We start from the raw sequence: 14,233 nt of genomic DNA, 5'->3' as shown, positions 1-14,233 counted from the left end.
TTAGCCGGTGTTCGCTATGTGCTTTAAGGATAAACAATGGAACAGCTACTAGAAGTCGCTTCAAAATTTCCCACCGTAATATATTCGACACTGCTAGGTGTCGTGGTTGTTTATTGGCTTATTGGCATGTTAGGCCTGGTCGATTTAGGATTAGCTGGAGATGCAGATCTTGACGTCGAAGTAGACACCGAACTTGATACTTCTGTTGGCGGGCTGACCGGTTTTATGCTGACTTTTGGTTTAACGGGGGTGCCGTTCACCTTAGTTTTTAGCATTATTATCCTTATTTGCTGGCTAATCAGCTTTTACCTGCAATTATATATTTTAGCTTGGCTACCCGATGGTTGGTTATATTATCTGTTCGGCGTTGTTAGTGGTTTTATTGTCTTTCTAATTTCCCTGCCATTAACTGCAATTGTTATTCGCCCCTTAAAAGGAATGTTTAAAAGTGTTGAAACCTCTATGAGTATTCAGCTGGTCGGTAAAAGTGCGACGATTGCAACGCAAACGGTTAGTGAAACCTTTGGTCAAGTACGAATATATAATAAGGGCGCAGAAATTTTACTAGATGTACGCTGTGACCCAGAACACCGCTTAAAAAAGGGTGACAATGTGCTACTGATAGAATATTTAAAAGAAAAGCATATCTATATTGTCGCGCCGTATGACGAATAAATCATAATCACATTATAAGAGACTTGGTCACGCAGTTGTGACCATTGCATTTACATAAAAGGAAAAAAAACATGGTAATGGAACCACTTTATCTAGCGATTGGCATTGGCGTACTTTTAGTCTTTTCACTATTAATTATGATGGCTAAATTTTATCATAAAGTAGAGCAGGGCCAGGCATTAATCATTAATAAGCTCGGCGCTGAACCAGAAATAAGTACTAATGGCGGTATGGTTATTCCTATTATCCATAAAAAAGAAATTATGGATATTTCTACTAAGCGAATGATGTTAGAACGAAAAGGGCGATCTGGGCTTATTTGCCAAGATAACATTCGTGCTGATATTACTATTACCTTTTATATCCGGGTTAATGAAACCAAAGAAGACATTCTCCGTGTGGCAAAACAAGTTGGTTGTGAGCGCTCTTCTTTCCCTGAAACCCTACAAGAACTTTTTGAAGCGAAGTTTTCTGAAGCCCTTAAAACTGTCGGAAAACAATTAAACTTTACTGATCTTTTTACTCAACGAGATATTTTTCGTGACAAGATTAAAGAAGTTATTGGCCAAGATTTATCAGGTTACGTACTTGAAGATGTCGCGATTGATTTTCTTGAACAAACATCGATTAACGATTTAGATCCTAATAATATTATGGATGCTGAAGGTATTAGGCGCATTACCGAGTTAACCGCTCAACAAAGTGTTGAAACCAATGACTTGAAACGCCAAGAAGAAATACGAATTAAACGACAAGATATTGATGCTAAAGAAAAAGGTTTAGAACTTGATCGCCAATTAGCCGATGCCCAAGCTAAACAGACGCGAGAAATTTCTACTGTAGAAGCTCGAGAAGAAGCGGAAACAGCTAAAATTGTGCAAGAAGAGTTTTGTAAGTCTGAACAGGCAAGAATAGCGACTGAACAGACAGTCGCTGTAGCTGAAGAAAATAAACAGCGTGAAGCTGATATCGCGCAACAAAATCGTTTTAGAGCCGTGGCTATCGAAGAAGAAAAAGTGAAACGTGCTCGTCAAGTCGAAGAAATAGATCGTGAAAAAGAAGTTGAAACACTACGAATCGATAAAGAAAAAGCCCTAGAAATAGAGCGTAAAAATATTGCTGAAGTACAGCGTGAACGCATCATGGTTGAAAAAGGCGTCGCTGAAGAAGAAGAGCTTATTAAAGATTTACGTGTGGTTTCAGAAGCGAACCGCCAAAAAGATGAATTGGTTATCAAAGCCAAAGGTGAGGCTGAGCAAGCATTGGTTAAAGATATTGAATCAGCTAAAGCGCAAGAACAAGCGGCTGAGCATATCGCAAGAAAAATGCAAACCATTGCCGATGCTGAATTGAAAGCGGCGAGTAAACAGGCAGAGTCGAAGAAAATATTGGCTGAGGGTAATCAAGCAGAAGCTGCATCGCAAGGGCTTGCTGAGGCTCAAATTACCTTAGCGCAAGCTGATGCACACGAAAGACAAGGCGAGGCTGAAGCTAAAACACTCGAACTTAAATTGACCGCTGAAGCTAAAGGTATACAAGAAAAAGCCTTAGCAGAAGCGACGGGTTTACGTGAAAAACAAGATGTACTTAACGCTATGTCTGAACAAGCCAGAGAGTTTGAAACCTTTGGTTTACGTTTAAATCAAGAGCGTGAATTAACCTTAGCGAAACTAGAAAATAGTGTTGCGTTAGCTGAGAAGCAAGCGGGTGTATTAGCAACGGCATTAAGTGAAGCCAATATTAATATTATGGGCGGCGATGGCGAGTTCTTACGTCAGTTTATGAACTCTATCACGGTTGGTAAGTCTATCGATGGCTTAGTTAATGAAAGTGAAACAGTAAAAACCTTGTTTAAAGATCACTTAAATGGCGACCGCAATATTATGGACGATTTAGGTGGTGTGCTCGCTGGTGCTGCTCAAACGAGTGAAACCATGAAAAATTTTAATATGTCTAAGTTATTATCAACATTAAATAATGCCGACGACACTCAAAAAGGCGCATTGGCTAGTTTGTTAAACTTAGCGAACAAAAACTCGTCAGACGAAAAATAGTCATCAAGTATTAATTAAGCAATGCACAGTGTTCCATTCAAGGATAACTGTGCATTAGCTCATGGAGTCTCATATGTCAGATAAGGATAGCGTCACTAATCAGGCTGTTGCGGAAGGGGGTTCATATGAACTTATTCAGCGCAGATTGTCAGCCTTAGGCAGTGATCTTAATACACAAATTAAGCAGCTAAATGACAAGCGCATTGTTACGTTTGGCTCCACCGAGATGAAAGTTGATGCTCGTGTGCGGGTTAGAACTGAGCATAATTGTGTTGCTAGAGATATTGCCGCCATCGGAGATACCTTACTTTTTGGCTATAACGTCTTTCTCGGTTTAAAGCGCAATATTACCGTCTCAGATGTTTTTAGTTTGCACCAAATAAAAGGTGATAAAGATGACATTGAGATTATTGATCTTCCGGTACAAGATAGTTTTCTTGACGATGCTGAGTTTGTCCGTGATTTTGATGAGTTATACACCTATTACAAAAAAACATTTCTAGCCCATGTTTATCGACAAGGCAGTAAAGTATTTGCCATCTTTCGAATTGGTGAACGCCTTGACGATATTAGAGTCTTTCGTTGGGGTATCGACGCTGATCACCAAGTTAGCTATATCGATAATCGTGGTGAAAGAGATATAAAGCAGCCAGAAAACTTTGACTTTGAATGGCATAAAGTATCTCGAGAGCAACAAGAGCAAGGTAAACACCCACATTATAATTTATATGACATCTTGTTTGTCGAAGCTATTGGTGGCTCAATTACTTTAAAAGTTGAGAATAATACCACCGCAGGTCAAGGTATATATTCTGAGCCAGTCGAAGATGAACATCAGTCTATAGATGACGCTGAAATCCATTACGCCAGAGTGGGTGAGCTTATTTTATTGAAAATAAAGCCGTATCGTGAAACTGACACTCGCCATTTAATTTTTAATGCTAAAACTCAGCAAGTGATCAGGCAAGATGCTATTGCTCATGCTTGTATTCAGTTACCAGAAGACCACGGTATTATTTTTCCTGGTGGATACTATTTGCAAAATGGTGAACACAAAAGCTTTGAAGATAATGCCGAAGATTTACAATTGCACCGAGTGGTAAAGTCGCCAAATGGTGAAGACTTTCTCTATATATTTTATGAGCCAAATGAAGGGCAGTACGCTTTGTTTGGTTATAATTTAATTACGAGAACATTGCAAAACCCTATTTATGGTCATGGGCAAAGTTTATACAATAACGGCAGAGCCGTGGTTTTTAACGCCGAGTCCGAGCCATCACGTGTTCATGCCATGCAAATATGGCAAACGCCTTTTTGTAGTGAAGAGTTTGCTAGTAACCAACCGGTTGATAATAGCTTCTTTGGCAAAATAGGTAATCCTGAACTGGTCCGCGGTATTTCTGATTTATACAGTGTCGCTAAATTGATCTCGGTGCAAACACCAAGTGCGCAGCATTTTAATGACTTAGTAAAAGAGTCTAAGCAAATTTTTGATAAATATCATTGGCTCAATGATAAAGAGCTCGGTTTGCTGCATGATCTTATCAAGCAAATCGCGATCACTTCTGAATTGGTTATAGATGAATTTGAAAAAGTCACCAGCATTAAAGAAAACTCTGATCGGGCCTTGATTCAAGCAAAAGAAAAGCTAGCCGAGCTAGTAACACAAGTTCAAATCTCGGGTTTTGAGCATGCCTCACAATTCGTTGACTGCTTATCGGCGTTAGCCCAATTTAAAGGTGAATTGATTTCTCATAAAGACTTACGTTATATCGATGTTGACGCAATTAATGCCATGGAATCTCACTTAGATACGTTAACGAAAGAACTTAGCCAAGCAACCGCTGATTTTCTCCAACAAGACGATGCTTTAACGCCTTATCAAAAGACCATAGTTACATTAGAAAAGGCGATAGAAAAAAGTGAGTCGGTTAGCTCATTAAAGCCGATTCGTACGGAGATTGAAGAGCTTGTGCAAGGATTAGAATTACTTAACCGCACAATGTTGTCACTAAAAATTGAAGATAGCCGACAAAGAACACGTATTCTGGAAGATATTTCAGCAGTTTTTAGTCAAATAAACCGCGTTAAAGCTAATGCTGATTTGGCGGCTAAAAGTGTCGGTAGTGAAGAGGCACGAGCAGAATTTGGTGCTCGATTTAAACTGTTAAGCCAAAGTGTTACCAGTGCTTTAAATGCGAGTGATTCCCCGCAAGCATGTGATGAGCAACTTTCTCAAATTCTAATTCAGTTAGAAGACTTAGAAAGTCAGTTTAGTGATTATGATGAATTTTATAATGAAATCATCACTAAAAGAGATGAGATATACGATAATTTTGAACAACATAAGCAGCAGCTAATGGATGCACAGCAGCGTCGTTGTTTGAATTTGATGACGGCAGCCGAGCGCATTATTGAAGGTGTGATCAGACGGAGTCAATCGTTTAGTGAGCAAGACAAATTAAACAGCTATTTTGCTGGCGATCCTATGGTTGCCAAGCTTAGGCAACTAATTTCACAGCTTAGAGAGCTTGATGACAATGTTAGAGCTGATGACATTGACGCTCAATTAAAAAATGCTAAAGAGCAGGGCATAAGAGCACTGAGAGATAAAACGGATATTTACTCTGCTGACGGTAGTTTAGTTAAAATAGGGGACCACCAATTTTCGGTGAATCGTCAAAAATTAGAACTGACCTTATTACCTCGTGATGGTGACATGGTCTTGCATATCAGTGGTAGTGAATACTTTGAAACGCTACCCGCTGAATTATTTGTTGGTACTGAATACCTTTGGCAGCAAGCGCTGGTCTCTGAATCTGACAAGGTCTACCGAGGAGAGTATTTAGCGGCAACACTATTATTTGAGGCTGAATTTGCTGGCCAAGCGCAACTTGAGTGTTTAAAAGCGGCGGTAAAAAACAATGAATTAGGTGAGGTGGTTAGAAAAGCGGCTGAGCCACGTTATCAAGAAGGTTATGATAAGGGCGTGCATGATGCCGATGCGGCATTAATTCTAAAGCAATTACTTGCTTTAAGAGAATCTATTGGCTTGTTAGCTTATCCGGTCTTGGAAAGAAGACTCGCGCTACTTTTTTTCACCACAGAATTAGCTGATAACAGTAGAAAAGATTTATTACAGCGCAGTCATAATCTCTATATCATGGAAGAAACTTTTGGTGATAGTCAATTACGTCATCAGCTTATTAAAGAATTGGCTACGCTATTAGATAGCTATATTGAAAGTCAACCTTGGCTGAAATGCGACACGTTATTGTCAGCAACCTACCTATTAAAAGAGTTAGCTTTAGCCGAACAGAAATTTGTTATTAAAGAAAGTAGCGTTGAGTTAGCTAATCAACTGGAGAGTCAGTTAAAGCATAAGAGCTTAGAAAAACAACTCAGTGGCGCATTATTGGGTTGTTCGACACTAGAGCAAAAATATCAACTTTACTGGGCGTGGTTGCAGGCTTTTTCTTCGCACCAGAGTATGAATATCCATCAAGATATTATTGATGAAGCCGCAATTTTTATGCTGATGCAAGAGCAATGTGAATTCTATACTTCATTGGCTGACACCGAAAGTGTTGTTGACGGTTTATTGGGGCAGCATGGGCAAATATCGGACAGAAAAATTGCGATAAATTATCAAGAATTTATCACTCGACTTCGCCAATTTAAAAATGAACATGAACCGGCATTCAAAGGTTTTCATATTCAAAAACAAAAGGTATTAGCGGCACAACGTAAACGCTTACGATTAGAAGAGTTTAAACCAAGAGCGCTGTCTTCGTTTGTGCGTAATAAATTAATTAATGATGTTTATTTCCCGATTATTGGTATTAATTTAGCTAAACAAATTGGCGCAGCTGGTAATAATAAACGTTCTGATTTAATGGGATTATTACTGCTTATTTCTCCCCCAGGTTATGGTAAAACAACGCTTATTGAATACGTTGCCAGTAAGCTAGGTATGACCTTTGTTAAAATAAACTGTCCGTCGATAGGACACGATCAGTTGTCACTAGATCCCGCTCAGGCAAACAACTCAACAGCTAAAAATGAAGTTGAAAAGATTAACTTAGCCTTCGAAATGGGTAACAATGTTATGTTGTACCTTGATGATATTCAGCATACTAATCCTGAGTTTTTACAAAAGTTTATTTCCTTATGTGATGGCTCAAGAAAAGTGGATGGTGTTTGGAATGGTGACAGTAAAACCTATGATATGCGTGGCAAAAAATTTGCAGTTGTCATGGCTGGTAACCCTTATACCGAATCAGGAGAAGCATTTAGCATTCCTGATATGTTGGCTAACCGAGCCGATATTTATAACTTAGGTGATACCTTAAGTGGTCGAGAAGAAGAGTTCTCTTTAAGCTTTATTGAAAATAGCTTAACCAGTAATCGCTATATCGCACCACTAGCGACCCGAGATATGGACGACCTCTATAACTTGGTTAAAATTGCCGATGGTCAACAAGTTGCCACAACTGAGCTAAAGCATAATTACTCACAAGCAGAGGTTAATGAAATAGTTGCGGTTATTAAACGTATTCGTAAAATTCAAGCGACGGTATTAAAAGCAAATCAACAGTACATTGCCTCTGCCGCCCAAGACGATAAGTACCGCACTGAGCCTTCGTTCAAGTTACAAGGAAGCTATCGCAATATGAATAAGATGGCGGAAAAAGTAGTACCTGTTATGACCGAGGAGGAAGTTGAGCAGCTTATCGCCGATCATTATCGCGGTGAAGCGCAAACACTCACCATAGGCGCTGAAGAAAATTTACTTAAATTAGCCGAGCTGCGCAACAATCAAACCAGTGAAGAAAAAGTGCGTTGGCAACAAATTAAGGCAGATTTTGTTCGTCATCAAAACTTGGGTGATAGTGATAACCCGATTGCGGCTGTTGCGAGCCAAATATCGTTATTGCAAAAAGGGCTCAATCAAATAGGAGAAGCTTTGTTAGAGCCTAAATCTGCAGCGTTAGATAGTTTGAATGAAACGCTTGCCAGTCTTAAACTGCAAGTGAATATTGAAAAACCAGATGATTCAGCGTTAGCCGAAACTTTGGCGTTATTTAGTGAAAATATGGCGTCTTTTTTAACGCCGCTGGTTAACGCGTTACAAAGTAATAAAAATGTCGATTTGGCGATGATTGATACTTTAAAAACATTGCACCTGACTACTGAAAAATCAGTAAAAAGTTCTGAGACCCATATTCAAAAAATTAGTCGAGAACTCGCTTCAGGAAAACAAAGTAGCGATGAGCTTTCTGCGGACGAGACCTAGTTAACATCGGCTATGCTAAACGAGAAAATAGTTGCCAGTAGTAAAGATAAACCAAGAAGATGCCTTGTTACCTTTAGACAAACGACAACATATTGGTTTGTTGTTAGCGATGCATCCTTGGGAGTTACCTGAGTGTAAAGCACTGCGCAGAAATTAATATTTATTGCCAAACCGAGAACACATAACGTTATACTCCCTATAAACACATGACTGAATGCTAATGGTAGATGTTTAAAGTTATTAGCCCTTTTAAAATGATACTCAAACCGCGCTTTAAAAAATATTATCTCGCTTGTTTTCAAAAGTGAATAAAGCGTCAATAATTAACGTTCAACATAAAAAATGATGGAGCGCAGCTATGAATGAAAAAATTGCAGCACTTAAGTCAGACCTAGCGCTACTTAAAGAACAATTTAGTAAAAAAATTACTGATGCAGAAACTCGTTTAAAAAATATGATTGAACAAGAAAGCTTAGATACTTCGGTTGAACGTGGCTATAAAATTCAAGCTTCTTTTGAAGAGCCAGCAGATTCTTTAGCTAATGGTGAATGTGTAATTTTACTGCATGGGCTTGCACGTTCGGCTAACTCCATGAAAGCTATTGAAAAACGATTGTTAGCAGAAGGATATTTTGTGATAAATATCAACTACCCTTCTAGAGATTATTCGATAGAAGAGTTGGCTGAAAAAGTGATTTCTAAAGCGCTATTAATTTGTGAAAATCGCCAAGTTAACTTTGTTACCCATTCAATGGGCGGTATATTAGTTCGCCAATATTTAAGTATGCATAAAATACCTAATTTACATAAAGTCGTGATGCTAGGTCCACCAAACAAAGGCAGTGAAGTTGTTGATAAACTAAAAAATACACCTGGTTTTAGTTTCATCAATGGTGATGCGGGTATGCAATTAGGTACCGGCGAATTCAGTGTCCCTAGTAACCTTGGCAATGCTAATTTTGATTTGGGTGTTATTGCCGGTAATCAAAGTATTAATTGGATATTATCAACACTTATTCCTGATAAAGATGATGGTAAAGTTTCGGTTGCTAGTACCAAACTTGATGGTATGAATGATCACATTGAAATGGAAACGACCCATCCATTTATGATGAAAAACGAAAAAGTTATCGAACAAGTTATCCATTATTTAAAATCAGGGAGTTTTCAAAAATAATTCGGCTAGAAAACTTGCCTTTACTAACGACCTGTATATACTCACAGTAACAACTGTGTAAATTTACAGGCTCCCTATGCTAAATGAAATCAGCGAATTACGCCCTCTAACGAACCGACAACAACAAGTTTTTGATCTGATCAAAGACAAAATAAGCGATACGGGCATGCCACCAACGCGTGCTGAAATAGCCAAGTTTTTTGGCTTTAAATCAGCAAATGCAGCAGAGGAACATTTAAAAGCTTTGGCTAAAAAAGGCTATATAGAAATGTTGCCAGGTACTTCTCGCGGCATTCGTTTGACTGAGAAGTTAATGGAAGAAGCCGGTTTACCTTTAATCGGCAGAGTGGCTGCAGGTGAACCTATTTTAGCTGCAGAGCATGTTGAAGATCATTACAAAGTTGATGGTAATTTGTTCCACCCAGCTGCTGATTACTTATTGAGAGTTAATGGCGAAAGCATGAAAAATATCGGCATACTTGATGGTGACTTGTTAGCGGTTCATCAAACGACCGATGTACAGAATGGCCAAGTAATTGTTGCTCGTGTCGAAGAAAATGTTACGGTTAAACGTTATAAACGAGAAGGTAACATCGTTTACTTACATGCAGAAAATGATGACTTCTCTCCTATAAAAGTCGATTTGTCTGATCAAGAGTTTAATATTGAAGGGTTGGCTGTTGGCGTTATTCGCTCGGCAGACTGGATGTAGTTAAGTTAACCTATCCAATAAACTTGGTGGTAACTAAATCAATTTATCTAACAAATATAGTATTAATTACGTCAAACTGCTCCGCAAACTTTAGTGTATAAAATAGGCTAAAGTTTGCTTTTCTAACCTTTCGTATTCTTTTCATGCAAACCTTTCTCTTTACTAAGAATAATTTTCATTCTAAAGCCCATTCAAACAACTTTATCTTTCTCTGATTAAAAAACAACCAAGATCAATTTTTGCAATACGCGTATTTATACTCAGCTGTTTATTTTTAATACTACGGCTACAGCCCTTTGTTATTAGGCCTTTGCTTGTATTAGAGTTGATACTCTATTGTTTTTATTGGTTTTTATTTTAAAATAGCTCGATTTTTAAATTGACCCAGATCAACTTTTAAGTAATTCTAGTTTGGAATGTGTACAAATATAAATATAAGGCGATGTTGTCGACGCTAACTGGTTGATAACAAAATCGCTAAGAAAATAATAAAAATCCGTACTAAAGGATGTGTTTTGTCCTAGGTATCAAGTTTTAAACTTTTATAGGGTGAAGGAGATGTCGTGTGAAAAGACGTAACCTAGGTTGGCTGTTGTTGGGGAGTGTTCTTTCCAGTTCAGCTTGGGCAGATATGCAATTAAATCTGACCAAGGGTGTAACAGAAGTAAGTAGAGATGTTTACGATCTACATATGCTCGCAATGTATATATGTGTAGCAATTGGTGTGGTCGTTTTTGGTGCTATGTTTTGGTCAATGGTTTTCCATCGAAAATCCAAAGGGGCTAAATCAGCAGATTTTCATGAAAGTACAAAAGTAGAAATCCTCTGGACAGCAATTCCCATTGTCATTCTTATCGCTATGGCTGTACCAGCAACAAAAACACTGATTGAAATGGAAAATAACGACGATTCTGACGTTACCATTCAAGTTACCGCCTCTCAGTGGAAATGGCATTACAAATATTTTGATCAAGATATTGAGTTCTACTCCGTTTTATCGACGCCAAGATCACAGTATGAAACACAAGAAGGTAAACACCTTAATGTTGATGCTGGCGATAAAGTCAAAGGTGAAAATTACCTACTCGAAGTTGATAAACACCTTGTCATTCCAGTTAATAAAAAAGTACGATTTTTAATCACTTCTGACGACGTTATTCATGCTTGGTGGGTACCTGCTTTTGCTGTAAAGCAAGATGCTAACCCAGGATTTATTAATGAAGCATGGACAAAAGTTGACAAGCCTGGGATATACCGAGGTCAGTGTGCTGAGCTTTGTGGCAAAGACCATGGTTTTATGCCAATTGTTGTCGAAGTAAAGTCTGAAGCAGACTATGCAAAATGGCTTGATGAACAACACCAACTCAACGCTCAAGCCGCTGCTGCTGAGAAAGCATCTCTTAACGCTTCCGCATCAATGGATGAATTGATGACCTTGGGTGAAACTACCTATATTGCCCACTGTGCTGCCTGTCATCAAGTTTCTGGTGCTGGTCTACCTCCTGCATTTCCTGCACTTAAAGGAAGTCCAGTTGCTACGGGTAGTATTGCCGCGCATATTGATATTGTACTCAATGGTAAAGCGGGTACAGGTATGCAAGCTTATGGTAAGCAGTTAAGTATGAAGCAAATTGCTGCAGTTGTGACCTACGAGCGTAATGCTTGGGGTAACAATACCGGTGATGCCGTACAAGCCGCTGATGTTAAAGGTGCTGCTAAGGGATCAGGCAATGACACAGAAACACCGGTAGCAGTTGCTGAAATGGTTGCTGAAGAAGCCCCAGTAGAAGATCTAACTAAAGTGTACAGCGAAGATGAACTGATGGTTATGGGTGAGCAAGTTTACATGAAAGCTTGTGCTGCTTGTCATCAAGTTTCTGGTGCGGGTTTACCTCCGGCATTTCCAGCACTAAAAGGTAGTGCAATTGCACTGGGTGATATTGCTGTGCATATAGATATGGTTATTAATGGCAGTAAGAAAAACCCTGCTATGGCTGCTTTTGGTAGCCAGTTAACTAAAACCGAAATAGCGGCAGTTGTTACTTATGAGCGTAATGCTTGGGGCAATAACACCGGTGATTTAGTACAACCTGCAGCTGTTGATGCTGCTAGTGCGAAGTAGGAGGATATAAAATGACTACAGACGTTATAGAACAAGAATCGCACGACGATCATCATGATGACCATAAAATGAAAGGCATCAAACGTTGGTTGTACACGACAAACCATAAAGATATAGGTACGTTATATCTATGGTTTGCTTTTATTATGCTATTAACCGGCGGCGCTTTAGCCATGGTTATTCGAGCCGAGTTATTCCAACCCGGTTTACAAATAGTGGAGCCTGATTTTTTCAATCAGCTAACAACCGTACATGGTTTGATCATGGTATTTGGTGCAATTATGCCGGCCTTTACCGGGTTTGCTAACTGGATGATACCTATGATGATTGGTGCTCCAGATATGGCCTTACCACGTATGAATAACTGGAGCTTCTGGATTCTACCTTTTGCTTTTGGGATTCTTTTGTCTACATTCTTTATGGAGTCAGGTGCGCCTAACTTTGGTTGGACATTCTACGCACCACTTTCTACAACCTATTCAAATGGTAGTACGGCATTTTTTGTTTTTGCTGTTCATATTATGGGTATCTCATCAATAATGGGCGCAATTAATATTGTTGTTACTATTATGAATATGCGTGCGCCTGGTATGACTTACATGAAAATGCCATTGTTTGTTTGGACATTTTTTATTACCGCGTACTTATTGATTGCGGTGATGCCCGTGCTCGCAGGTGTGGTAACTATGTTGTTAACCGACACTTATTTTGGTACGAGTTTCTTTGATGCCGCTGGTGGCGGTGATCCGGTATTGTTCCAGCATCTTTTCTGGTTCTTCGGGCATCCTGAAGTTTACATCATGATTTTACCTGCTTTTGGTATTGTTTCGACAATTATCCCAGCGTTTGCTCGTAAGAAGTTATTTGGCTACAGCTCAATGGTTTATGCAACGGCATCGATTGCTGTGTTGTCATTTATTGTTTGGGCGCATCACATGTTCACGACAGGTATGCCGTTATTTGGTGAACTGTTCTTCATGTATTGCACCATGTTAATTGCCGTACCTACGGGTGTTAAAGTGTTCAACTGGGTCGCAACTATGTGGCGTGGTTCAATGAGCTTTGAAACGCCGATGCTATTTTCTATCGCGTTTGTCATCTTATTTACTATCGGCGGATTCTCTGGTTTGATGTTGGCATTAACACCTGTTGATTTCCAATACCATGATACCTACTTTGTTGTTGCTCATTTTCATTATGTATTAGTTACCGGTTCATTATTCTCGATTTATGCTGGTGCATACTTCTGGTTGCCAAAATGGACAGGTCATATGTATAACGAGTCTTTAGCTAAATGGCATTTTTGGTGTTCATTGATTTCAGTTAATTTACTATTCTTCCCTATGCACTTTTTAGGATTAGCGGGCATGCCTCGTCGTATCCCAGATTATGCGTTGCAGTTTGCTGATTTCAACAAGTGGGTCAGTATTGGTGGTTTTGCCTTTGGTCTTTCGCAACTAATATTCTTAGCGGTAGTCATTAAGTGTATTAGAGGTGGAGAGAAAGCATCGGCTAAACCTTGGGATGGCGCTGAAGGTTTAGAGTGGACTGTTGCAAGTCCTGCTCCGTACCATACATTTTCAACACCACCAAAAATTGATTAAGTTAATAAAATATGAATAAAGGTGACGAATTGCAAAATTCAAATAACAAAGATAGCACTGCTATAACGAAAAACAATCAAGTGATAAAAAAGCTGGTTATGATTGTTTTTGGTATGTTTGGTTTTGGTTTTGCACTTGTCCCTTTATATGATGTGTTTTGTGATATTACTGGTTTGAATGGAAAAACGTCAACCACTGCCGCCGCTGTCTATAATGTTGAGCAGATTGACACAAAAAGGATTGTTACGGTGCAGTTTATTAGTCGAACCGCCCAAGGTATACCTTGGCAGTTTGAACCTATGGTCCGTGAAATAAAAGTTCATCCCGGTGAAATGAAACTTGTTAAATTTTATGCAAAAAATGAATCCACCCGCGATATTATTGGCCAAGCAGTTCCGTCAGTATCGCCCGGTTTAGCGGCAGCGTATTTTCAAAAGATTGAATGTTTTTGTTTTACGCAGCAACCGCTAAAAGCGAATGAAGAGGTAGAAATGGCGTTACAGTTTTATGTTGACCCAGAATTACCTGAAGATATTTCAACGCTAACTTTGTCTTACACTTTGTATGACGTGACCGGAAAAGTGGAATCGTAG

9 protein-coding genes are annotated in these 14,233 nt (G+C 39.0%); all 9 read left to right on the top strand.

What is annotated here, in order from left to right:
• The first annotated feature begins 36 nt into the window (after window positions 1–36).
• The 9 genes from H4J70_RS10610 to H4J70_RS10570 all read left to right on the top strand — a co-directional run bounded on the left by H4J70_RS10610 (window position 37) and on the right by H4J70_RS10570 (window position 14,233).
• The gene (locus tag H4J70_RS10610; RefSeq protein ID WP_182242172.1) at window positions 37–675 is read left to right on the top strand and encodes an OB-fold-containig protein; all 639 of its coding nucleotides are present in this window, start codon (window positions 37–39) and stop codon (window positions 673–675) included.
• A 71-nt stretch (window positions 676–746) separates the two neighbouring features.
• Window positions 747–2,729, top strand: a complete 1,983-nt coding sequence (locus tag H4J70_RS10605) for a flotillin family protein (RefSeq protein WP_197517579.1) — start codon at window positions 747–749, stop codon at window positions 2,727–2,729.
• 73 nt (window positions 2,730–2,802) lie between these two features.
• Window positions 2,803–8,025 carry a DNA repair ATPase gene (locus H4J70_RS10600; protein WP_182251096.1) on the top strand — a complete coding sequence of 1,741 codons (5,223 nt, stop codon included), beginning with the start codon at window positions 2,803–2,805 and terminating at the stop codon, window positions 8,023–8,025.
• A 31-nt stretch (window positions 8,026–8,056) separates the two neighbouring features.
• The gene (locus tag H4J70_RS10595; protein ID WP_259366801.1) at window positions 8,057–8,182 is read left to right on the top strand and encodes a hypothetical protein; all 126 of its coding nucleotides are present in this window, start codon (window positions 8,057–8,059) and stop codon (window positions 8,180–8,182) included.
• A gap of 201 nt (window positions 8,183–8,383) precedes the next feature.
• Window positions 8,384–9,202 carry an alpha/beta fold hydrolase gene (locus H4J70_RS10590; RefSeq protein ID WP_310733553.1) on the top strand — a complete coding sequence of 273 codons (819 nt, stop codon included), beginning with the start codon at window positions 8,384–8,386 and terminating at the stop codon, window positions 9,200–9,202.
• Between the two features lie 76 nt (window positions 9,203–9,278).
• Window positions 9,279–9,914, top strand: a complete 636-nt coding sequence (gene lexA / locus H4J70_RS10585; protein WP_182175283.1) for a transcriptional repressor LexA — start codon at window positions 9,279–9,281, stop codon at window positions 9,912–9,914.
• Between the two features lie 565 nt (window positions 9,915–10,479).
• Complete coding sequence (coxB, locus tag H4J70_RS10580) at window positions 10,480–12,036, top strand: cytochrome c oxidase subunit II (RefSeq protein ID WP_404842493.1); 1,557 nt, start codon at window positions 10,480–10,482, stop codon at window positions 12,034–12,036.
• A gap of 11 nt (window positions 12,037–12,047) precedes the next feature.
• Window positions 12,048–13,640 (top strand): cytochrome c oxidase subunit I, encoded by a 1,593-nt coding sequence (ctaD, locus tag H4J70_RS10575; RefSeq protein WP_182214468.1) that lies wholly within the window; start codon window positions 12,048–12,050, stop codon window positions 13,638–13,640.
• Between the two features lie 11 nt (window positions 13,641–13,651).
• Window positions 13,652–14,233, top strand: a complete 582-nt coding sequence (locus tag H4J70_RS10570) for a cytochrome c oxidase assembly protein (protein ID WP_182214466.1) — start codon at window positions 13,652–13,654, stop codon at window positions 14,231–14,233.

Source organism: Colwellia sp. BRX8-9, assembly GCF_014077245.1.
Taxonomy (GTDB): domain Bacteria; phylum Pseudomonadota; class Gammaproteobacteria; order Enterobacterales; family Alteromonadaceae; genus Colwellia_A.
This window is presented reverse-complemented; position numbering and strand designations above follow the sequence as displayed.

Bases quoted from the DNA above. Each gene is read 5' to 3' on its own strand.
- ctaD (WP_182214468.1), top strand. From the start codon at position 12,048: ATGACTACAGACGTTATAGAACAAGAATCGCACGACGATCATCATGAT.
- lexA (WP_182175283.1), top strand. From the start codon at position 9,279: ATGCTAAATGAAATCAGCGAATTACGCCCTCTAACGAACCGACAACAA.
- H4J70_RS10570 (WP_182214466.1), top strand. From the start codon at position 13,652: ATGAATAAAGGTGACGAATTGCAAAATTCAAATAACAAAGATAGCACT.
- H4J70_RS10610 (WP_182242172.1), top strand. From the start codon at position 37: ATGGAACAGCTACTAGAAGTCGCTTCAAAATTTCCCACCGTAATATAT.
- H4J70_RS10605 (WP_197517579.1), top strand. From the start codon at position 747: ATGGTAATGGAACCACTTTATCTAGCGATTGGCATTGGCGTACTTTTA.
- H4J70_RS10600 (WP_182251096.1), top strand. From the start codon at position 2,803: ATGTCAGATAAGGATAGCGTCACTAATCAGGCTGTTGCGGAAGGGGGT.
- H4J70_RS10590 (WP_310733553.1), top strand. From the start codon at position 8,384: ATGAATGAAAAAATTGCAGCACTTAAGTCAGACCTAGCGCTACTTAAA.